Origin of the sequence: Enterobacter sp. ODB01 (assembly GCF_001623605.1) — a bacterium.
In the GTDB taxonomy this organism is placed as follows: Bacteria; Pseudomonadota; Gammaproteobacteria; order Enterobacterales; family Enterobacteriaceae; genus Enterobacter; species Enterobacter kobei.
In genome coordinates this window covers 2,864,121-2,885,846 of sequence record NZ_CP015227.1, presented here as the reverse complement: position 1 = coordinate 2,885,846, position 21,726 = coordinate 2,864,121, and the positions used below count along the sequence as shown (strand labels likewise).

The 21,726-nt window shown below is 58.3% G+C and carries 21 protein-coding genes; 10 read left to right on the top strand and 11 right to left on the bottom strand.

Features of this window, described 5'->3' with window-relative positions; all coding sequences use genetic code 11:
- Positions 1–44: 44 nt before the first annotated feature.
- A complete protein-coding gene (gene nadE / locus A4308_RS13740; RefSeq protein WP_023332763.1) occupies positions 45–869 on the top strand; it encodes an ammonia-dependent NAD(+) synthetase in 825 nt (274 codons plus the stop codon).
- 179 nt (positions 870–1,048) lie between these two features.
- Positions 1,049–1,927: an excinuclease Cho gene (cho, locus tag A4308_RS13735; RefSeq protein ID WP_014883472.1), complete on the top strand. Its 879-nt coding sequence runs from the start codon at positions 1,049–1,051 to the stop codon at positions 1,925–1,927.
- Here cho and ves read toward each other — a convergent pair.
- From ves to astC, 7 genes are all read right to left on the bottom strand, one after another.
- A complete protein-coding gene (gene ves, locus A4308_RS13730) occupies positions 1,905–2,462 on the bottom strand; it encodes an environmental stress-induced protein Ves (protein WP_014883471.1) in 558 nt (185 codons plus the stop codon). The genes cho and ves overlap by 23 nt on opposite strands.
- A 297-nt stretch (positions 2,463–2,759) precedes the next feature.
- A complete protein-coding gene (gene spy, locus A4308_RS13725; protein ID WP_014883470.1) occupies positions 2,760–3,251 on the bottom strand; it encodes an ATP-independent periplasmic protein-refolding chaperone Spy in 492 nt (163 codons plus the stop codon).
- A 337-nt stretch (positions 3,252–3,588) separates the two neighbouring features.
- Positions 3,589–4,554: a succinylglutamate desuccinylase gene (gene astE / locus A4308_RS13720; protein ID WP_045281794.1), complete on the bottom strand. Its 966-nt coding sequence runs from the start codon at positions 4,552–4,554 to the stop codon at positions 3,589–3,591.
- 10 nt (positions 4,555–4,564) lie between these two features.
- A complete protein-coding gene (gene astB, locus A4308_RS13715; protein WP_023332760.1) occupies positions 4,565–5,890 on the bottom strand; it encodes an N-succinylarginine dihydrolase in 1,326 nt (441 codons plus the stop codon).
- Positions 5,877–7,364 carry a succinylglutamate-semialdehyde dehydrogenase gene (gene astD, locus A4308_RS13710; RefSeq protein ID WP_045281793.1) on the bottom strand — a complete coding sequence of 496 codons (1,488 nt, stop codon included), beginning with the start codon at positions 7,362–7,364 and terminating at the stop codon, positions 5,877–5,879. The genes astB and astD overlap by 14 nt, the downstream gene beginning before the upstream one ends.
- The gene (gene astA, locus A4308_RS13705; RefSeq protein WP_023332758.1) at positions 7,361–8,395 is read right to left on the bottom strand and encodes an arginine N-succinyltransferase; all 1,035 of its coding nucleotides are present in this window, start codon (positions 8,393–8,395) and stop codon (positions 7,361–7,363) included. Before astA ends, astD begins: the two co-directional genes overlap by 4 nt.
- Complete coding sequence (gene astC / locus A4308_RS13700) at positions 8,392–9,612, bottom strand: succinylornithine/acetylornithine transaminase (protein WP_023332757.1); 1,221 nt, start codon at positions 9,610–9,612, stop codon at positions 8,392–8,394. Before astC ends, astA begins: the two co-directional genes overlap by 4 nt.
- A 433-nt stretch (positions 9,613–10,045) precedes the next feature.
- Between astC and xthA the strand changes: the two genes are divergently transcribed.
- The 6 genes from xthA (at position 10,046) to A4308_RS13670 (ending at position 16,221) form a co-directional block, all read left to right on the top strand.
- On the top strand, positions 10,046–10,852 hold the full coding sequence (gene xthA, locus A4308_RS13695; protein WP_045281792.1) for an exodeoxyribonuclease III: 807 nt from the start codon (positions 10,046–10,048) through the stop codon (positions 10,850–10,852).
- 6 nt (positions 10,853–10,858) lie between these two features.
- Complete coding sequence (locus A4308_RS13690) at positions 10,859–11,542, top strand: TVP38/TMEM64 family protein (protein WP_045281791.1); 684 nt, start codon at positions 10,859–10,861, stop codon at positions 11,540–11,542.
- Between the two features lie 15 nt (positions 11,543–11,557).
- Positions 11,558–12,718 carry an ABC transporter substrate-binding protein gene (locus A4308_RS13685; protein WP_121528309.1) on the top strand — a complete coding sequence of 387 codons (1,161 nt, stop codon included), beginning with the start codon at positions 11,558–11,560 and terminating at the stop codon, positions 12,716–12,718.
- Positions 12,691–14,220: a thiamine ABC transporter permease gene (locus A4308_RS13680; protein WP_045281789.1), complete on the top strand. Its 1,530-nt coding sequence runs from the start codon at positions 12,691–12,693 to the stop codon at positions 14,218–14,220. Before A4308_RS13685 ends, A4308_RS13680 begins: the two co-directional genes overlap by 28 nt.
- Positions 14,220–14,840 (top strand): ATP-binding cassette domain-containing protein, encoded by a 621-nt coding sequence (locus tag A4308_RS13675; protein ID WP_023332753.1) that lies wholly within the window; start codon positions 14,220–14,222, stop codon positions 14,838–14,840. Before A4308_RS13680 ends, A4308_RS13675 begins: the two co-directional genes overlap by 1 nt.
- Before the next feature lie 73 nt (positions 14,841–14,913).
- Positions 14,914–16,221, top strand: coding sequence for a sulfurtransferase (locus A4308_RS13670; RefSeq protein ID WP_014883460.1), 1,308 nt, complete (start codon positions 14,914–14,916; stop codon positions 16,219–16,221).
- On the opposite strand, the gene A4308_RS13665 is transcribed toward A4308_RS13670, so the two are convergent.
- A complete protein-coding gene (locus A4308_RS13665) occupies positions 16,218–16,835 on the bottom strand; it encodes a CDP-alcohol phosphatidyltransferase family protein (protein WP_045281788.1) in 618 nt (205 codons plus the stop codon). The two genes, A4308_RS13670 and A4308_RS13665, sit on opposite strands and share 4 nt — an antisense overlap.
- Positions 16,828–17,397: a carboxymuconolactone decarboxylase family protein gene (locus A4308_RS13660; RefSeq protein WP_045281787.1), complete on the bottom strand. Its 570-nt coding sequence runs from the start codon at positions 17,395–17,397 to the stop codon at positions 16,828–16,830. Before A4308_RS13660 ends, A4308_RS13665 begins: the two co-directional genes overlap by 8 nt.
- Positions 17,398–17,472: 75 nt before the next feature.
- On the opposite strand from A4308_RS13660, the gene A4308_RS13655 reads away from it, so the two are divergent.
- A complete protein-coding gene (locus A4308_RS13655) occupies positions 17,473–17,889 on the top strand; it encodes a pyrimidine (deoxy)nucleoside triphosphate diphosphatase (protein ID WP_045281786.1) in 417 nt (138 codons plus the stop codon).
- Here A4308_RS13655 and A4308_RS13650 read toward each other — a convergent pair.
- Positions 17,849–18,121 (bottom strand): YnjH family protein, encoded by a 273-nt coding sequence (locus tag A4308_RS13650; protein ID WP_045281785.1) that lies wholly within the window; start codon positions 18,119–18,121, stop codon positions 17,849–17,851. The genes A4308_RS13655 and A4308_RS13650 overlap by 41 nt on opposite strands.
- Before the next feature lie 227 nt (positions 18,122–18,348).
- Between A4308_RS13650 and gdhA the strand changes: the two genes are divergently transcribed.
- On the top strand, positions 18,349–19,692 hold the full coding sequence (gene gdhA, locus A4308_RS13645) for an NADP-specific glutamate dehydrogenase (protein ID WP_045281784.1): 1,344 nt from the start codon (positions 18,349–18,351) through the stop codon (positions 19,690–19,692).
- Positions 19,693–19,809: 117 nt separating this feature from the next.
- Here gdhA and A4308_RS13640 read toward each other — a convergent pair whose 3' ends face one another.
- Positions 19,810–21,723 carry a DNA topoisomerase III gene (locus A4308_RS13640; RefSeq protein ID WP_014883454.1) on the bottom strand — a complete coding sequence of 638 codons (1,914 nt, stop codon included), beginning with the start codon at positions 21,721–21,723 and terminating at the stop codon, positions 19,810–19,812.
- Between the last annotated feature and the right edge of the window lie 3 nt (positions 21,724–21,726).

Genomic DNA, 21,726 nt, shown 5'->3' with positions numbered 1-21,726 from the left:
AACAGTTAACACATTCTGTTTATGTTCTGCATATGGAGGGCGTGATGGCTCTGCAACACGAGATTATTCAGGCACTGGGCGCGAAGCCCGCGGTAGATGCACATGAAGAGATCCGCCGTAGCGTGGATTTTTTAAAATCGTACTTAAGAAAGAACGCTTTCCTGAAATCCCTGGTGCTGGGCATCAGCGGCGGGCAGGACTCCACCCTGACCGGTAAACTCTGTCAGATGGCGATTTCAGAGCTTCGCGAAGAAACGGGCGATGAGAAATTGCAGTTTATCGCCGTGCGTCTTCCCTATGGCGTGCAGGCCGATGAACAGGATTGCCAGGATGCCATCGCGTTCATCCAGCCCGATCGCGTACTCACCGTCAATATTAAAGGGGCGGTGCTGGCAAGCGAGCAGGCACTGCGCGAAGCGGGCATTGAGCTGAGCGATTTTGTTCGCGGCAACGAGAAAGCTCGCGAGCGTATGAAAGCCCAGTACAGCATCGCCGGAATGACCAAAGGCGTGGTTGTCGGCACCGACCATGCGGCAGAAGCCATCACCGGTTTCTTCACCAAATATGGCGATGGCGGCACCGACATTAACCCGATTTTCCGTCTGAACAAGCGTCAGGGTAAACAGCTGCTTGCCGCGCTGGGCTGTCCTGAGCACTTGTATAAAAAGGCACCGACGGCGGATCTGGAAGACGATCGCCCTTCCCTGCCGGATGAAGCGGCCCTTGGCGTCACCTATGACAATATTGATGATTATCTGGAAGGCAAACAGCTGGATGAAGGTACCGCGAAGATCATTGAAAGCTGGTATCTGAAAACCGAACACAAGCGCCACACGCCGATTACGGTGTTTGACGACTTCTGGAAATAAAAGCAAAACGGCAACCCCGTTGCCGTTTTTAGTGTTTGCCCCCTCTCCCGTGGGAGAGGGTTGGGGTGAGGGCAACAGACCGCACAATGTGGCCGGGTAAGGCGTAGCCGCCACCCGGCTCTTTTTTAACCACAGCGCACCTGCTACACTGTATACCTGAACAGTATACGGAGTAATATGTGAGCAGGCGTCAATCCGCCCCGCGTCTTGAGTTTGAAGCGGCGGCTATCTACGAATATCCCGAGCACCTTCGCCCCTGGCTTGAGGCGCTGCCAAAACAGCCTGGCGTGTACATTTTTCACGGTGAAAGCGACACCTTGCCGCTTTATATCGGCAAAAGCGTCAATATTCGCAGCCGGGTGTTATCCCACCTGCGTACCCCGGATGAGGCCGCCATGCTGCGCCAGTCGCGGCGCATCACCTGGTTTCAGACGGCGGGAGAAATGGGTGCGCTGTTGCTGGAGGCCCGGCTGATAAAAGAGCAACAACCGCTCTTTAATAAGCGCCTGCGCCGTAACCGTCAGCTTTGTTCCCTGCAGATCAGCGACGGTAAGCCGCAGGTGGTTTACGCCCGCGACGTCGATTTTTCTCATGCGCCAAACCTTTTTGGATTATTTGCCAACAAACGCGCGGCCCTTCAGGCTCTGCAAACACTGGCCGACGAGCTACAGCTTTGCTACAGCCTTTTAGGTTTAGAAGGCACCACGCGTGGCCGCGCCTGTTTTCGCTCCGCGCTGAAGCGCTGCGCAGGCGCCTGCTGCGGCAAAGAGAGCGTTGAGGCGCATCACGCCCGCCTCCTGAGCGGTCTTGCGGCCATCAGCATCAACTGCTGGCCGTGGGAGGGCGCCGTGGCGCTAAAAGAAGTGGGTGAAACGATGACGCAGTATCACATCGTCAATAACTGGCTCTGGCTGGGGGCTGTCGATGATTTAAGCGACGCGGCAACCCTGTTACGCACCCCCGCCGGGTTCGATCAGGATGGCTATAAAATCCTCTGCAAGCCCGTTTTAACCGGCAAGTTTGAGGTCATTATGCTCAGTGACCCGGCAGCCAGTTAATTTCACTGAACAGCAGGGTACCCTGAGACTCCAGCAAACGCAGAGTATGGGTCCCCTCCTCCCAGCTGGCGCCCTGATCGGCCGTCAGCAGTTTATCACCCAGCTGCCACGCCCCGCTTAGCACAAACACCACGCCGCCACGCGAGCCAAACGTCGTAAAGGTACGGTCGGCAACGCGCACTTTCGCCTTGCAGCAGTCACGCCGGGTCATGATGTTGAAGTCCATCGCCATCCTGCCATCGGAAAGCAATGCCTTTACCGGCAAATCGCCGGCAAAATGGTAAGGTTGATGCGGTTTAAGAGTATGGCGGAACGCCTGTCCGGCATCCAGCGTCACCTCCCCGCCCTCCAGCAAGGTAATGACCCGGTCAACTCCGGGAAAAGCGGAGAATTCGCCGTTGCTGGCGATCGTCGCAATACTGGCTCGCCAGCAAAAATCGCGCGTTGCGGGAGGGATACAACAAATTTCTCGCGTTTCGCCAGCACCATTACGCCAGAGGCTGACCGGCATTTTACGGATATCAAAGAACTCCATCACCACTCCTGAATGGCACAACCCGTGCCAGGGCAAGGATATCGCTACCCTTGCAGTCTTGTTTGTTATCATTAGGTATTCACAGACACAGTATCGGCAGCAAAGCGGGCAGGCCTTAGCGGAACGTCAAAAAAATTGCTAACGCCATGACTCTACAAACATTCTCTGAAGCGACTACAGGAGAATACCGCGCTGGCAGCGGCAGACAAGAGGGCAGGAAAGAAAAACCGCCGGTCCTGTCCACAGCGGTTGCGCTTTTGTGGACAGGATCCCGGCGGTCTTAAGATGTTGAACCGATTATTCGGTCGGTGCTGGCATTTTACCTTCCATCGCCGGACGTTCTGTCAGACGCTTCTCAAAATTGGCATTAAACTGTTTTTTCTGTTCCGGGGTCAGAATGTTGTAGATCTTGTTCTGCGTTTCCATGTGGGCCAGCATGCGGGCTTTATGCTGCTCGGCCATTTTGTCGATCTGCGCTTCGGCTTTCGCCTTATCGAAGGTGTCGCTGGCAATGATGTCATGCATTGCGCGGCGCTCTTCCAGCGGAGGACGCTTCATCTGGTCGCGCTGGCTTTTCATGATGTCGCGGATCTGCTGCTTCTGCGCATCCGTCAGGTTGAGCCCCTTAAACATCATCATCTCGTTGTGCATACCCGGGCCTTTATGATGCATCATCATTTTGCCTTCGGCCGGTGCGGCAGTCGTGGTTGCGGTATCTGCGGCGAACGCCATGCTGGTAGCGCCCAGAGCCAGGGTAGAAGCAACAAACAGTGCAGTAAACTTACGCATAATTTATTTCCTTTCTTTCAGTTATTCTTCGGCGCTATGCCGTGTTGACGAGATTAACTTTACGGGGTTTATCGTCAATTAGTCAGAGCAACAGTAAAACAATGAAAGTGTACAAAACAATTTTTCGCCAAATGTGGAGGAAATAAGGATAAAGCGTGGAGAGTTGCAACAAAAAATATTCAAAACGATGAATTTAAAGCGATTTCGAAAAAGTATAGCGAAGTGAAGATGAATAATAAAGCAATTCACCAGGAATATTCCGCAAAACAAGGACCAGCACTTTAAACGTTAAGAAACGTTTTTATTTTCCCCTCCCGGATGATGAGAGGGGAAAGGTTCATGATATTTTTTCCAGCATCAGACCCGCTCGCAGGCCAAACGCGACGGTAGGGTTAGGGAACAACACATATTCCGTTGTTTTCTGCACTTCGTAACGTTCTTCCCCATCTTCCGCCAGCAGCGCTCCTTTGCGAAACGGCGTGAAGTTCAGGGTGTGCGCGGCCATATGAAGCTGGAAAGCATCGCTGCGGCGGGTGATCTGCTGTACGACGCGATACCGCTCAACGGGCGGATGCTCATGGTCGGGAGCCTCTCCCCCGAGCAGAGCCCGCAGCGCGAGATGCGTGGGAGCAAAACGCGTCAGATCGTTCTCACCGAAAGGAAGCGCTTTTCCCAGTTCCAGCGTACAGGCCAGGGCAGCAAAATGTTCGCAGGTAAAATGGGTAAACGTTCCGCCCGGCGACTGATGAAAGACCAGCGCCTCCAGCCCGGCGTCCCCCAGCCAGCGCAGAAAAGCTTCATCCCAGGGCTGATTCCGCTGCGGTAACACGCCAAAGCGCACATGGTAAGACGCGCGGATCGCGGTATGGAGATCAAGATGCCAGCGCACTGGCCCCGCCGTGGAGAAAAACGCGGTCACGACATTCTCAAGCCACGCGGCCCTTGCCGTTTCTTCACTTTGCGGAAACTGCGACCAGCGACCGCCAAACATGCGGTTAATGTCACTCACCAGGTAACGTTTGTTTTGCGCCAGCGCAGGCGGATTGCCCAGCACCACCAGTACGCGACACGTAAGGGTGATATCTCCGCGATATAACGCACGCAGTAGCAAATCGACAATCTCAACGGGCGCCGTTTCATTGCCGTGAATGCCCGTTGAGAGCAGCAGCGATAGCTCGCTGTCGGTAGTCGGCGTCAGCTCAAGCCCCCCGCGCCCCAGCCATCGCCAGCGGAATGAGGGGCCATCCCCCTCTTTCTGTTCCGGCATTTTATCGGCCAGGGTCAGCGCCAGTAAATTTTCCATACCCACTCCTTTAGCGCTGGAACGGATAAACCGATCCCAGTTGCAGGATTGATGTCAACGCGTCCAGCGCCTCGCGCCCTTCACGCAGAAGCTGCGGGTCAATCAGATCCGCCTGCGTTAACCGGTCGCGATAGTAGCGATCCACCCAGTCATTAAGGGTGGTAAACAGCGCTTCGTTCATCATGACTGCCGGGTTAACGGCCTGCATTTCATTCGGCGTTAATACCACGCGCAGACGCAGGCAGGCAGGACCGCCGCCGTTAGCCATGCTTTCACGCAGATCAAACACGCGCAGTTCGTCAATAGGGTTATCGGCCTTAACCAGTTGCGTCAGGTATTGCCAGACGCCTTTATGATCCTGTGACTCCTGCGGTAGCACCAGCATCATGCTGCCGTCATCGCGGCTCAGCAGCTGGCTGTTGAACAGATACGTTTCAACCGCGTCCTGCACGCTGACGGCCTGCGTGGGCACCTGAATGGGCATAAAGCCGGGTACGCGTTCGCGCAGTGTCGCGAGCAGTTTCTCCTGATGCGCAAACGCCTGCTCATGGCAGAACAGCACCTGACGGTTGGAAACGGCAATCACGTCGTTATGGAACACGCCCTGGTCAATCACCTGTGGGTTCTGCTGGGCAAAAATCACCTGTGAAGGATTGACCTGGTTCAGGCGAGCGACCGCCTGGCTGGCGGCCAGCGTCTGGCGGGCAGGATAGCGAACGGGGGCAGAATGACCGCCCTCCTCGCGCCCGTAGATAAACACCTGTACGCCAGGCTCGCCATAGTCGCCTCCGAGACGGTTATGGTTGGCCGCGCCTTCGTCGCCGAACATCGCCACCTGCGGCAGAGCCTGATGCACCTCAAAATGGGCGTCATGGTTGAAAATAGCGCGCAGCACGCGCTCGGTGGTTTCCGCTTCGGTGGCGCGGTGGAATTTGTTGTTCAGGTTAGCCACCGTCAGATGGACTTTGCCATCCAGCGTATCGGCTGACGGTGCGACGGTCGCCGCGTTCGCCACCCACATAGAGGAGGCGGAGCTCGCCGCCGAGAGCAGATGTGGCGTTTGCGTGCCCGCTTTTTCGACCACCTGCTCATCACTCCCGGTAAAGCCGAGCTGGCGCAGCACCGCCACGTTCGGCCGTTCCTGCGGCGGGATCACCGCCTGTGGAAACCCGGCATCTGCCAGCGCTTTCATTTTCTGCAGGCCCTGCTTCGCCGCCAGTTTCGGGTTGGAGACCTGAAACTGATGCTTCGTCGAGGCTTCATTACCAAAGGAGAGACCGGCATAGTGGTGGGTCAGCCCCACCAGCCCGTCAAAGTTGACTTCACGCGCTTTCATGACGATCCCCTTCGCTAAAATCCAGCCCCGGACTGAGCGTCTCCGGCAGCCTCAGCGCCGGGGTTTCCAGGCTCGCCATCGGCCATGCACAGTAATCCGCGGCATACCACGCGCTGGCGCGATGGTTACCCGACGCACCCACGCCGCCGAATGGCGCGGTGCTCGCCGCACCGGTCAGCGGTTTATTCCAGTTTACAATCCCGGCGCGCGCTTCCAGCAGCAGTTGATCAAACTTCTCGCGATGCGGCGAAATGAGTCCGCTCGACAGGCCATAGCGGGTGTTGTTTGCCATCGCAATCGCCGCATCAAAATCGTCGTAACGCCAGACGCACAGCAGCGGGCCAAAGACCTCTTCATCCGGCACGTTGCTCGCGCCGCTCATCTCAACAATACCCGGCGTAAGCAGCGAGGTTCCCGGCTGTACCTGCCTGGGTTCCAGCAGGGTTTTCGCGCCGCGCGCAACGTGGTTTTGCCAGGCATTAAGCACATTCAGCGCGGCCTGTTCGGAAATCAGTCCCCCCATAAACGGCTGCGGATCGGCATCCCACGCGGCGGGGACCAGACGTGCGCTGACGTCGACCAGGCGTTTCAGGAAGGCATCCCCTTGTGCTCCTCGTTTCACCAGCAGGCGGCGGGCACAGGTGCAACGCTGTCCGGCGGTGATAAAGGCGGACTGGATCGTCAGGTGCACCGCGGCGTCAATATCATCGGGGTCTTCAACAATCAGCGGGTTGTTGCCCCCCATCTCCAGCGCCAGAATTTTTTCCGGCTGTCCCGCCAGCTGGCGATGCAGCTGATAGCCCGTTCCGGCGCTGCCGGTGAACAGCAGGCCGTCAATATCGCTCAGCGCACTGAGCGCCTGACCGGTTTCGCGACCGCCCTGCACCAGGTTCAGCACGCCCGGCGGCAACCCGGCCTGTTCCCACAGCTTCACCACCGCCTCGCCGGTTAAGGGGGTTAACTCGCTCGGCTTGAAAATAACGGTATTGCCCGCCAGCAGTGCGGGAACAATGTGGCCGTTCGGCAGATGTCCCGGGAAGTTGTACGGGCCAAATACCGCCAGCACGCCGTGCGGACGATGGCGCAGCGTCGCCGCGCCGTCCGGCATCTCGGTGTGTTGCTCGCCGGTGCGGGTATGGTATGCCTTTACCGAAATGGCGATTTTGTTGATCATCGCCGTCACTTCCGTTGCTGCTTCCCAGCGTGGCTTACTGGTTTCGAAAGCAATAATGCGCATGAGCTCAGCTTTATTCGCCTCCAGCAGCCCGGCAAACGTTTCAATAATGGCCTGGCGCGTGGCGAAAGGCTGTTTTGCCCACGCCGGAAACGCACGACGCGCGGCATGACAGGCTTGTTCCACCTGGCTGGGGCTGGCGTCATTTCCCTTCCAGAGCACCTCATTACCTACCGGATTGGTCTTTACGCGCAGCTCGCCTTCGCCCGTTACCCAGTCACCGTTAATCCATAATGTCATGCTGTTTTCTCCTCAGGGCAGAGACGCACCAGACGAACCGTATCGCCGGCGTTACATTTCAGGGCATCCAGTTCTGCAGCCGTCAGCACCAGACGTTCACATTTCGGGTTAGTCCGCACCAGCATGGCGCGGAAGTGGGTGTAATTTTCGTTCGCCACCAGACATGCCGGCCAGTCGCCTGGCGCGGGCTGACCTTCAGAGACCTCTACCAGGCGGCTTTTACGGATCGCGCGAACGCGGTCGATATCGCACTCAAGCGTCGGTCCGCCGTCAAAGATGTCGACATAGTTACGGTAGCGGAAGCCCTCTTTCTCCAGCACTGCACGAGCTGGCGCGGTTTGCGGATGCACTTCGCCGATCACCGCCTGCGCTTCCGGGCTAAGGAAATGGGTATAGATAGGATGCTTCGGCATCAGCTCGGCAATAAAGGCTTTCTGGCCTGTGCCGCAGAGATAGTCTGCACGGCTGAACTCCATAGAGAAGAAGCGCTCGCCCAGGCTCTCCCAGAACGGCGAGTAGCCGGTGTCATCAATCACGCCGCGCATCTCGGCGACCACTTTTTCGTTAAAGCGATCGCGGAAGGCAGCCATAAACATAAAGCGCGATTTGGAGAGCAGATAACCGTTGCCCTCTTTGCGCCACGCCGGGTCGAGGAACAGCGTGCAGAGTTCGCTGGCACCCGTGTGGTCATTACAGAGAAACAGCGTCGGCAGCGCGTTATAGACGTTCAGCTCTTTCGACGCGTGAACCATGGTGCCAACGCGGTAGTTATACCACGGGTCGTTAAGACCGACGGCCACTTCAATGGCGCAGATCCCGGCCACCGTCCCCGTCTCGGTATCTTCCAGCACGAACACGTAGCCCTGTTCGCTTTTTGGCAACGTCCCCTGCCAGGTTTGCAGGGCGCGCTCAATGCGCGCCGACAGCGTTTTTTCATCGGCAGGAAGCGAGGTCAGCCCGCCTCCCGTCTTACCGGCAAGCTGCATGAGCCCGGCGATATCGCCGCGCTCAACGGGACGGATGACCATCATGATGACACCCCGGACTTCACTTTTTCACACGCCAGTGCAAATCGATCCAGACCGGTTTGCACCTCTTCCTCGCTGACAATCAGCGCGGGAGCAAAACGCACCACGTTGGCACCGGCAATCAGCACCATCACGCCCATTTTTGCCGCTTCCTGTGAAATAAGTTTAGCTTTTCCGGCAAACTCAGGGGTGAGCTCGCAGCCAATTAACAGCCCCAGGCCGCGAATTTCCTTGAACAGTCCGGTCTTGCCATTGATGGCGTTCAGGCGTTCAACAAACCAGTCGTGACGCTGCTTAACGCCCTTCAGCACCTCAGGGGTGTTAATGATGTCGAGAACCTGTCCGGCCACAGCGGTCGCCAGCGGGTTGCCGCCGTAGGTGGTGCCATGGGTGCCCACGGTCATCACGCTGGCGAATTTATCGGTCGTCAACGTGGCCCCAATCGGGAAGCCGCCGCCCAGCGCTTTGGCGGTTGAGAGAATATCCGGCGTCACGCCGTAGTGCATATACGCATACAGCTCGCCGGTGCGGCCGACGCCGGTCTGTACTTCGTCGAAAATCAGCAGCGCATTATGGCGATCGCACAATTCGCGCAGCCCCTGAAGGAATGCTTTTTGCGCCGGAAGCACGCCGCCCTCGCCCTGCATCGGTTCGACGATCACCGCGCAGGTGGTGTCGTTAATCAGCTCGCTGGCAGACTGCAGATCGTTATAGATGCCGTGGCGAATATCCGGCGGCAGCGGTGCGAAATCCTGCGAATAAGAGGGCTGACCGCCCGCGCTCACGGTAAACAGCGTGCGTCCGTGGAAGGCATTTTTAAATGCCACAATCCCGCTCTTGTGGGTACCGAACTTGTCGTGGGCATATTTACGTGCCAGCTTCAGCGCCGCTTCGTTGGCTTCCGCCCCGGAGTTACAGAAAAAGACTTTTTCGGCAAACGTCGCGTCAATGAGCTTTTTCGCCAGACGAAGCGCAGGCTCGTTGGTAAAACCGTTACCGGTATGCCAGAACTTCGCGGCCTGATCGTTCAGCGCCTGACGCAGCGCCGGATGCGCATGGCCCAGCGCATTCACCGCAATCCCCCCGGCAAAGTCGATGTACTCTTTCCCCTGCTGATCCCACAGGCGTGAGCCTTCCCCGCGAACCGGAATAAACGCCGCCGGCGCGTATACCGGCATCATCCATTCATCGAAATTTTCACGCGTAATTGACAGAGACATAGCGACCTCATCCGGTAAATAAAAGGTTATTTGAATGTTAAATAATTGAGTGTTTGCACTGTGAATGTAGATTGCAGCCTTCGTGCCAGCCAGCGATAAAAATGCATAAACGGGTTGAGGCAACAGAATATCAATGAGTTATGACATGGAGTTATTCACTGTTACTGCATAAAAAGTGAATATTTTTACGATAAGCGGCGCTTTGCCGCATGAAAATAAGAAAGAGTATGCAAAGGCCAAATATAATTCTGGAATTGTGATCGCTCGCGAAATTTCCCGGCCGTTTACGCCCTGTCCGGGGGCAAAACGCGTCAGGATGGTGCAAATATTGCACCACCGGCATTATCTGTCGCAGTTATTGGTCGAACCCGGTAACAGTTGATGCAAATTCTGCTACCATCCATGCACTATTCACCTTGCACTGGCAGCGACTATGAAATTTGTCTCTTTTAATATCAACGGCCTGCGCGCCCGTCCTCATCAACTGGAAGCCATTGTTGAGCAACATCAGCCCGATGTTATCGGCCTGCAGGAGACCAAGGTTCACGACGACATGTTCCCCCTCGAAGAAGTCGCGAAACTGGGTTACAACGTCTTCTACCACGGTCAGAAAGGTCACTATGGCGTCGCGCTGCTCACTAAAGAAACCCCGGTTTCCGTGCGTCGCGGCTTCCCCGGGGACAATGAAGAAGCGCAGCGCCGTATCATCATGGCGGAAGTGCCCTCTGCACTTGGCAATATCACGGTCATTAACGGCTATTTCCCACAGGGTGAGAGCCGTGACCACGAGACAAAATTCCCCGCCAAAGCGAAGTTTTATCAGGATCTGCAGAACTACCTGACAACCGAACTGAAAAAAGAGAATCCGGTGCTGATCATGGGCGACATGAATATCAGCCCGACGGATCGGGATATCGGCATAGGCGAAGAGAACCGCAAGCGCTGGCTACGTACCGGCAAATGTTCCTTCCTGCCGGAAGAGCGCGAGTGGATGGAACGCCTGCTGGGCTGGGGCCTGGTGGATACCTTCCGCCATGCGAACCCTGAAACCCAGGATCGCTTCTCGTGGTTTGACTACCGCTCAAAAGGCTTTGACGACAACCGTGGCCTGCGTATCGACCTGCTGCTGGCCAGCTTGCCGCTGGCTGAGCGCTGCATCGAAACCGGGATCGACTACGATATCCGCAGCATGGAAAAGCCATCGGACCATGCGCCGGTGTGGGCTAAATTCAAGCTCTGATCGCGCGTGAACAGTCGAAAATTACTCTTCCTGTGCGCCCTTCTGGGCGCATTTATTCTGACGTTTGTCATGCTGCCACCGGGCACGCTCTCTCTGGAAGGGGTTAAAACTCACCAGCAGACGTTACTCTCCTATGTCGACCGCGCGCCGCTGCAGAGCGCAATGATCTTTTTTGCACTCTACGTAGCGCTCTCCGCCCTGTCGCTTCCCGGCGCGGCGATCCTGACCCTGCTGGGCGGGACACTGTTTTCCCTGTGGGAAGGCACCGTGCTGGTCTCGTTTGCCTCTACGCTCGGGGCTACGCTGGCCATGCTTGCCAGCCGTTATCTCCTTCGCGACTGGGTTCAGCAGCGCTTTGCCCGACAGATGAATACGGTGAATACCGGTATGGCGCGCGAGGGTACGGCCTATCTTTTTGCCCTGCGCCTGATGCCGCTGTTCCCGTTTTTTGTGGTGAATTTGCTGATGGGGGTGACCCGCATCACGGTGAGGCGCTACTGGTGGGTTAGCCAGGTCGCCATGCTGCCCGCCACGGTTGTCTTCCTCAACGCCGGGCGCGAGCTGGGAAAAGTGACATCGCTGCACGATATTGTGTCGCCGGGTATGGTCTTCGCCTTTACACTATTGGGGTTATTGCCGCTGGCTACCCGCTGGCTGTATTCCCGTTACACCTCTTCGTTCAAAAAGTGAGGCATTATGCGCCGTGTGCGTTTTTGCACGTTTCTGACAGGCCTGCTGCTGGCCGCCCCCCTGTATGCCGCCGACAGCTGGCAAAGTATCCAGCAACAAGCCAACGGGCAGACTGTCTGGTTTAACGCCTGGGGAGGCGATCCGGCGGTCAACCGCTACCTTGAGTGGGTGAGCGGCGAGATGCAAACGCACTACGCCATTACCCTTAAAATCGTCCCGCTGGCCGACGCTGCCGATGCGGTAAAACGGATCCAGACCGAAGCCGCCGCGGGGCGCAAAACGAATGGCTCGGTCGACCTGCTGTGGGTCAACGGCGAAAACTTCCGCACGCTAAAAGAGGCTAATCTCCTGCAAACCGGGTGGGCGCAGAGGTTGCCCAACTGGCGCTATGTCGATACCCGCAAACCTGTCACCGAAGATTTCGCCATTCCCACAGACGGCGCGGAATCGCCGTGGGGCGGCGCGCAGCTAACCTTTATCGCCCGCAAAACCAGCATGCCGACGCCGCCAGAAGATCCGCAGGCGTTGCTGGATTACGCAAGGCAGAACCCCGGCAAGCTCAGCTATCCCCGCCCGCCCGATTTTACCGGTACCGCGTTCCTTGAGCAGCTGCTGATGACGCTCACGGCTCATCCGGATGCGTTGCAAAAAGCACCCGATGACACCTTTGCTCAGGTGACCGCCCCGCTCTGGGCGTATCTCGATAAATTGCACCCGCTGCTGTGGCGTGAAGGGAAAGACTTCCCTCCCTCGCCCGCCCGGATGGATACCCTGCTTGCCAGCGGGAGCCTGAATCTGTCGCTGACCTTTAACCCGGCGCATGGGCAGCAGAAAGTGGCGAGCGGCGAACTGCCTGCCGACAGCTACAGCTTTGGTTTTCGCAACGGGATGCTCGGCAACGTCCATTTTGTGGCGATTCCGGCCAATGCCAGCGCAAGCGCTGGCGCAAAAGTCGTCGCCAACTTCCTGCTGTCACCGCGGGCGCAAATCCGCAAGGCCGACCCGGCCATCTGGGGTGACCCGAGCGTGCTGGATGTGAAAACGTTGCCCGAAGATGAAGCAAAACAGCTGCTGGCTCATACGCCGCAGGGGCTGCCGAAGGTTCTGGCAGAGCCGCAGTCCGCCTGGGTTAACGCGCTGGAGCAGGAATGGCTGCGTCGTTACGGCACCCGTTAAGCTGGCTTGTCTGGCTGGCGATGGCGATTATTTATCTGCCGCTCCTGCCCGCCGGTGCCATGCTGCTTGCTCCGGCATTTTCTGTCGTTAACTGGCAGCGGCTGCTGAACGACCCACAATTGCCTCAGGCAGCCATCGCCACCCTGGTTTCAACGCTTATCGCCACGCTGGGGGCGTTGTTTATCGCCCTTTCTCTCGTGGCCCTTTTCTGGCCCGGCAAACGCTGGCGGCGTCTCAGTACGCGCCTGCCGTGGCTGCTGGCCGTGCCCCATGTGGCTTTCGCCTCCAGCGCGTTGCTGCTGTTTGCCGAAGGCGGTCTGTTTTATCAGGTCTGCACCGTCTGTTCACCTCCGTATGACCGCTACGGCATCGGGCTGGGTCTGACGCTCGCGGTCAAAGAGAGCGCGTTTGTACTGTGGGCGATTTACGCCGTGCTGCCGGAAAAACGGCTCGCACCGCAGAAGATTGTCCTGCAGACCTTCGGCTACGGGCGTTTTCAGACGCTTAACTGGCTGCTCCTTCCGGCGATCGCGCCGGTACTCGGCGCGGTGATGCTGGCGGTGCTGGCGTGGTCGCTGTCCGTCGTGGACGTGGCGATCGTTCTCGGGCCCGGTAACCCGCCGACGCTGGCCGTGCTGGCCTGGCAGTGGCTGAGCCAGGGAGACGTACAGCAGCAGGCAAAAGGGACGCTGCTGTGCCTGCTTCTCCTTCTGCTGCTGGCCGCGCTTGCTGCGCTGGGCTACGGGCTGCGGAAGGTGTGGCGTCGCACGTTTGCACATCCGACGGGCGCACGCCACAGGTCACATCTCGCCCTGCCAGAGCGTGTATTCAGCGGATTTCTGCCCGCGTGCGGGATACTTTGCGCCGCGGTGCTGTTGATGCTGGCCCAACGGGACGATGTTGGCCCGGTGAGTACCAGCCTTTCTTTCGGTCTGCTGTCGAGCCTTGTCGCCCTGATCGTCATTTTTCTCTGGCTGGAATGGGGGCCGCAGCGAGGCGCTCCGTGGGTGTGGTTACCGCTCGCGCTCACGGCGCTACCGCTGGTCACGGGGCAATATGCCATTGCGTTACATCTGGGCCTCGACGGGCACTATGCCGCCGTGCTCTGGAGCCATCTGCTCTGGGTACTCCCCTGGATGCTGCTGGTGCTGCAACCGGCCTGGCAAAGGCTCGATCCCCGGCTTATTCTTACCGCCAGGACGCTCGGCTGGCGGCGGGCAAAAATCTTCTGCCTGCTGAAATGCCCTCTGCTGGTGCGCCCTGCGCTGCTGGCCTTTGCCACCGGTTTTTCAGTCAGCATGGCGCAATATATGCCGACGCTGTGGCTGGGCGCAGGTCGTTTCGCCACGCTGACCACCGAGACCGTCGCGCTCAGCAGCGGGGGCAGCATCCCGGTTCTCGCTAACCGGGCGCTGGGTTTACTGCTGGTCACGGGCACGGTGTTCGGTCTGGCCTCACTCTTCTCCCGCCTTGCGGGCCGCTATCGTCAGGGATTACGTTAATGTTGAAGGTAAAGGATCTCACCATCGAACCGCTTTTCCGCGAGGTCAATTTTTGCGTTCCCCGCGGGGAGATCGTCACCCTGATGGGCCCCTCCGGCAGCGGAAAATCGACCCTTTTTTCCTGGATGGTCGGCGCGCTGTCAGATGATTTTCAGGCACGGGGCGAGCTGTGGCTCGATGAGCGTCGCTGCGACGGCCTTCCCGTCGAATCTCGCGGGCTGGGCATTCTCTTTCAGGACGCGCTGCTGTTTGACGCGTTCAGCGTCGGACAAAATTTGCTGCTGGCGTTGCCTGAGCGGATCGCCGGACGCGCACGTCGGGAAGCCGTCGAGCTGGCGCTGAATTCCGCCGGGCTTGGCGACCGTTACGCCAGCGACCCGGCAACCCTTTCCGGCGGTGAGCGCGCCCGGGTGAGTCTGCTGCGCGCCCTGCTCGCTGAACCGCAGGCACTGCTGCTGGATGAGCCCTTCAGTCGCCTCGATAAAGCGTTACGCACGACGTTTCGGGCCTGGGTGTTTGACACCGTCCGGGCGCGCAATATTCCGGTGGTGCTGGTCACCCATGATGAGGACGATATTCCGCCCGCCGGCGAGGTGATTGAGATTTCTCGCTGGCAATAATGTGCTAACGCAATGTTTTCCGTTTCGGGAGAGACGACAATGCCCCCCTCTTTTACTGACGTCAGGTTATTCGATGAAACGTGTTTCTCAACTGACCGCGCTGGCCCTGCTCTGCGGCCTCGCTTCGTTTTCCTCTCAGGCGGCTGAAATGGCCAATTCACTCACGCTGTCCCAGCTTCAGGCGCAGCACGGTACGCCTGTCGACACCCGCGCCAGCGCGTTCTACAACGGCTGGCCGCAGACCCTCAGCGGTCCTTCCGGGCATGAACCCGCAGCGCTCAACCTTGCGGCCAGCTGGCTTGACGCAATGAGCGACGAACAGCTGGCGCGCTGGGCTAAACAGCATCAGCTTTCGCCTGCGACGCCTGTCGCGCTGTACGGCGACGATAGCGCCAACCTTGCGGTGAAAGCGCGCCTGGAGAAAGCCGGATATCACGCTATCTCGCTGCTCAGCGATGCCCTGCAAACCCCGGACCGCCTGCAGCGTCTGCCGCACTTTGAACAGCTGGTCTATCCACAGTGGATCCACCAGCTCCAGCAGGGTAAACCGGTGACAGCCGCGCCCGCGGGTGAATGGAAAGTCATAGAAGCGGCCTGGGGCGCGCCGAAGTTTTATCTGCTGAACCATATTCCCGGCGCGGGATACATCGACACCAACGAAGTGGAAAGCGAGCCGCTGTGGAATAAAGTCTCCGACGACAAGCTGAAAGCGATGCTGGCGAAGCACGGGATCCGTCACGATACCACCGTCATTTTGTATGGTCGTGACGTTTACGCCGCCGCGCGCGTGGCGCAGATTATGCTGTATGCAGGCGTGAAGGATGTGCGCATACTCGATGGCGGCTGGAAGGCGTGGTCAGATGCGGGTCTGCCGGTTGAACGCGGTACGCCAGGGAAAGTGAAACCCGCCCCTGATTTTGGCGCACCGATCCCTGGTCAGCCGCAACTGATGGTGGATATGGAACAGGCGCGCGGTATGCTGCACCGCCAGGATGCCTCTCTCGTCAGTATTCGTTCGTGGCCGGAATTTATCGGCGAAACCAGCGGCTACAGCTACATCAAGCCAAAAGGTGACATTGCCGGCGCCCGCTGGGGCCACGCGGGAAGCGATGCCACCCACATGGAAGATTTCCACAACCCGGACGGCACCATGCGCAGCGCCGACGACATCACCGCCATGTGGAAAACGTGGGATATCCTGCCGGAGCAGCACGTCGCCTTTTACTGCGGCACCGGCTGGCGAGCGGCTGAAACCTTTATGTACGCCCGGGCGATGGGCTGGAAGAACGTCGCCGTCTATGACGGCGGCTGGTATGAGTGGAGCAGTCACCCGCAGAACCCGGTCTCCCGCGGTGAGCGCGGGCCCGAGAGTACGCGTTAAGGTTTGAGTGACTTTAGCGTCACATAACCGCTCCAGATGCGCGTTGTGGTGGTCAGCCAGCACAACGCGCCAAATATCCACGCGAACACGGCAAAATGGGCCGGAAACAGGCAGCAGAGCACGAACAGCACGATGGTCTCCGTCCCCTCCGTTAACCCGCCGATGTAGTAAAACGACTTGTGCGCATAGCCGGGGTTGTCGATATTGTGCTTCGCCGCAAGTGCCGCAAAGGCCAGAAAGCTGCTCCCGGTGCCAATAAATGCGAACAGCAGCCAGGCGGCAGCCAGCGTATTCTGCTCAGGTGCCGCCAGCGCAAAGCCAAACGGCACCAGCGCATAGAACAGGAAATCGAGCGCGATATCCAGAAACCCTCCCGCATCCGTGAGCCCTCTCCGGCGCGCCAGCGCACCGTCAAGACCATCCAGCAGGCGGTTCAGGACGATGGCGACCAGTGCTGCCGGGTACCAGCCGAGGGCCAGAAATGGCAACGTCAGCAGGCCGATGGCAAACCCCGCCAGGGTAAGTCCGTCGGGCGTAATGCCCGGCTTATCCAGCGCAGAGACCAGACGATTCAGCCCGGGTTTTATCCGTGGGTGCAGGTGACGGTCAAGCATCAGGCTTCCCTTTAAACGTGGCGCACAGCCCCTGCGCCGGAATATCCAGCGCGGCGTTAAAGCGGGCGGAGAGATTCTGAAAGGCGATGAGCGCCGTCATTTCAGTAATAACCTCATCGGTAAAGTGGCGTTTCAGCGCCGTTTTGATTGCTTCATCCACCCTGGGCGGCGTGGCGGTGACCGCCTCAGCATAGGCCAGCGCCGCGCGCTCTTGTTCACTGAACAGGTCAGAGTCTGACCAGTCGCTCACGGCCTGGACTTTATCCAGCGCCCCGCTGCGCTCGGCCAGACGCAGGCTGTTAGCATCAATGCAAAAAGCACAGTGGCACAGCTGCGATACCCGCGTCATCAGCAGCGAGCGGAGTTGCGGCGTCAGGCGCGCGTTTCTTCGCTCCAGAAAACCGACAAACAATACGACCAGCCAGAACAGACGCGGCATGCGCCCCCACCAGCGCGTGGGATTCAGGACCGCACCAAAGTGTTTTCGCTGCATGGCGGCAATCGGTTTTACGCTCGCCGGAAGGGTTGGGATGGGTTCTACCCAGGTGGACGACTCTTTCACCTGTTTCTCCTGATGACTGGACTCTTTGAAAGGGCACGATAATATGTCGTTTTTCGCTATCAAGTATTGACGACCATGCTAAAAACAGTCGATGTCGTTGCGGCCATCATCGAAAAAGACGACAAAATTTTACTGGCGCAGCGCCCTGCTCACGCCGATCAACCGGGAATGTGGGAATTCGCTGGCGGAAAAGTCGAGGCCGGTGAAACCCAGCCTCAGGCGCTAATCCGCGAGCTGCGTGAAGAGTTGGGTATTGAGGCGCAGCCCGTGCAGTATGTGGCAAGCCACCAGCGCGAAGTGTCGCAGCGGTTAATCAACCTGCACGCCTGGTATGTTCCTGCCTTTAGCGGAGCGTTAACCGCACACTACCACAGCGCGCTGGCGTGGTGCACGCCGGAAGAGGCGTTGAGCTACGACCTGGCCCCGGCGGATATTCCGCTGCTGGAGGCGTTTATTCTTTTACGCGCCGCCAGACCAGCGGGTTCGTGCTGATCGCGCGTTCATCACGCTGGCATTGCAGCAAAATCCCGTCCGCTTTTACCACTGCTCCTTCAGAATAATTTTGATCCTGATAGATACAGCACTGGTTACAGGGTTGCGCACGCTGGCCGCCGGAGCTAAAGACCTCCGGCGGGACATTCACCTCCACGTCCGGGCGAATGCGGTCAGCCTGCGCGCCAGCGGTCAACATCAACGAAAATGCAGCCATCACGTAACGATTCATAGACTTGTCTTCCTGTTATGTCCTGATAATGACTATAACGGTTAATCGGGCAGAATCTTTAATTTCACACATCATCGCTTTTTGTTATGACGCAGCGCGGGTCATTAATTTCCCTTTCACCCTACATTTCTGCTTGCTTCACAAAGCAGTACGGGTGGTATAGTCAAAAAAACAACACAAATCGCATAAGCAATATACATAAATGACTATAAGGGGTTCTTATATCTATGGATCAGACACGCTCTCTGGAAAGCTTTCTTGCCCATGTTCAGCAGCGCGACCCGCATCAGAGCGAGTTCGCTCAGGCCGTTCGTGAAGTGATGACCACCCTGTGGCCTTTCCTTGAAGAAAACCCGCGTTATCGTCAACTGTCGCTGCTGGAACGTCTGGTTGAGCCAGAACGGGTGATCCAGTTCCGCGTGACCTGGGTGGATGACCGCAATCAGGTCCAGGTCAACCGCGCCTGGCGCGTGCAGTTTAACTCCGCCATCGGCCCGTTTAAGGGCGGCATGCGTTTCCACCCTTCCGTGAACCTGTCGATCCTGAAATTCCTCGGCTTTGAGCAGACGTTTAAAAACGCGCTCACCACCCTGCCGATGGGCGGCGGGAAAGGCGGGAGTGACTTCGATCCTAAGGGGAAAAGCGAAGGTGAAGTGATGCGTTTCTGTCAGGCGCTGATGACCGAGCTCTGGCGCCACCTTGGTCCGGACACCGACGTACCGGCGGGGGATATCGGCGTGGGGGCCCGCGAAGTGGGCTTTATGGCCGGGATGATGAAAAAGCTTTCCAACAACAGCGCCTGCGTCTTTACCGGCAAAGGATTGTCGTTTGGCGGGAGTTTGATTCGCCCGGAGGCGACCGGATATGGTCTGGTCTATTTCACCGAGGCGATGCTCAAACGTCACGGGTTAGGGTTTGAAGGGATGCGCGTGGCGGTGTCCGGCTCCGGTAACGTGGCGCAATACGCTATCGAAAAAGCGATGCAGTTTGGCGCCCGCGTGGTGACGGCCTCGGACTCCCGTGGCACGGTGGTGGATGAAGCGGGCTTTACGGCAGAAAAACTGGCGCGCTTGTGCGAAATTAAAGCCAGCCGCGACGGGCGGCTCGCAGACTATGCCCAGGAATTTGGGTTGACGTATCTGGAAGGCAAGCAGCCGTGGGGTGTTCCGGTGGATATTGCCCTGCCGTGCGCCACGCAAAACGAACTGGACGTGGACGCCGCGCGCACGCTGATCGGCAACGGCGTGAAGGCGGTGGCCGAAGGGGCGAATATGCCGACCACCATCGATGCGACGAATCTGTTCCTCGAAGCGAGCGTGCTGTTTGCCCCAGGCAAGGCCGCCAATGCGGGCGGCGTGGCAACCTCCGGCCTTGAGATGGCGCAAAACGCCGCGCGTCTTGGCTGGAAGGCGGAGAAAGTGGATGCCCGTTTGCACCATATCATGCTGGATATTCACCACGCCTGCGTGGAGTACGGCGGTGAAGCGTCGCAAACTAACTACGTGCGCGGAGCGAATATCGCCGGATTCGTGAAGGTGGCGGATGCGATGATTGGGCAGGGTGTGATTTAAGCTTTCACTGTGTTCTCGCCCTGTAGGCCCGGTAAGGCGTAGACGCCACCGGGCTTTTTTTCAGGCCGCAGAGCTGCTTTTCGCCGGGTGGCGGCTTCGCCTTACCCGGCCTACGGTTTAAGAAGCTGCCGCGCTCTTTTTCTTTTTAAAGGGCTTCTTCGCGCCGCTACCCGGCGCAACCATCCCTCTGAACCGCTTCACCGGTGTACTGCGTGCCTGATCGATCAACTGATACAGCGTCCCCACCAGCGGCTGCATAAAGTCCTGGTAGCGGCACTGCTTTTCACTGATTTGCGTCAGCACAGATTCCCAGTGTGCGGTCATGTCCGGCCTCGCGGCCAGCTCCGGAAGGGAGTGGATGAGCGCCCGGCCCGGCTCCGTGGAGTGGATATAGCGTCCTTTTTTCTCCAGGAAGCCGCGCTTGAACAACAGTTCGATGATCCCCGCTCGCGTCGCTTCCGTACCCAGACCGTCGGTGGCGCGCAGGATTTTCTTCAGATCTTTATCCTGCACGAATCGGGCAATCCCGGTCATGGCCGACAGCAGCGTCGCATCGGTGAAATGGCGTGGCGGCTGGGTCTGACGTTCAACCACTTCACCTTTCTCGCACAATAACTCGTCATCTTTCGCGACTACCGGCAGCGGCGTACCGTCGTTCTCCTCGTCACGCTCTTTGTTGCCGAGCAGCGTGCGCCAGCCCGCTTCCGCGAGGAAACGCGCTTTGGCGATAAACTTACCTTTGGCAATCTCAAGCTCAATGACGCATTTGCGGAACACCGCGTCCGGGCAGAACTGCATCAGATACTGACGGGCGATGAGGTTATAGACCTTCGCTTCGTTATCCGTCAGGTTAACGTGGCTGGCGCGTGCCGTCGGGATAATTGCATGGTGGGCATCCACCTTTTTATCATCCCAGCAGCGGTTATGGGTGTCCGGGTTCACCACCGGCTGCGGCAGGAGATCGGCGGCGTGTACGCTTATCGCGTTCAGTACCGCGTGGCGACCGGCAAAATGTTCTTCCGGCAGATAACGGCTATCCGAACGCGGATAGGTGATCAGCTTGTGGGTTTCATAGAGCTTCTGGCAGATATCCAGCACGTTTTGCGCGCTGAGGCCAAAGCGCTTCGCCGCCTCAATCTGCAAGGCCGAGAGCGAAAATGGCAGCGGTGCGGGTTCTGATTCCCGTTTATCGTTATAGCTGGTGACGATGGCAGGCTGACCGGTAATACGGTTAACCACATGCTCCGCCAGCGGACGGTGCAGCAAGCGTCCCTCTTCATCCTGGTACGATTCACAGGCATCGCTCGGCTGCCAGACGGCGGTAAAGCGTTCGTCCTTAGGCGTAACGATATGCGCTTTCACTTCAAAGAAATCTTTGGCGACGAAGTTCTCAATCTCTTCATCACGACGCACCACCAGCCCCAGCACCGGCGTCTGCACGCGGCCCACGGAGAGTACCCCCTGATAGCCCGCATTACGCCCGAGGATGGTGTAGGCGCGGGTCATGTTGATCCCGTACAGCCAGTCAGCGCGCGCGCGCGCAAGCGCCGAGACGCACAGCGGGATAAACTCGCTGTTGGCACGCAGACGCGAGATCGCACGCTCTACCGCCTGCGGGTTGAGGTCGTTTATCAGGCAGCGCTGTACCTGCTGGCGTTTTTCCGGCGCCAGCTCGAGATAGTCCAGCACTTCATCTACCAGCAGTTGCCCTTCCCTGTCCGGGTCACCTGCGTGAACCACTTCAGAGGCTTCGTGCAGGAAACGCTTGATCACGTTCAGCTGTTTGGTCACCGAAGGCCGGGGCTGCAGGCGCCATTTTTCCGGCACGATGGGCAGATCGTTGAGGTTCCAGCGGGCGTAGCGGCTGTCGTAGACGTCCGGCTGCGCCTGCTCAAGCAGGTGACCAATACACCAGGTCACCACCTGCCCGTTACCGCATTCGATAAAGCCGTCGCCCTTGCGGTGCGGCTTCGGCAACACGTCGGCGATGGCGCGCGCCAGGCTCGGCTTTTCGGCAATAAACAACCGCATCGA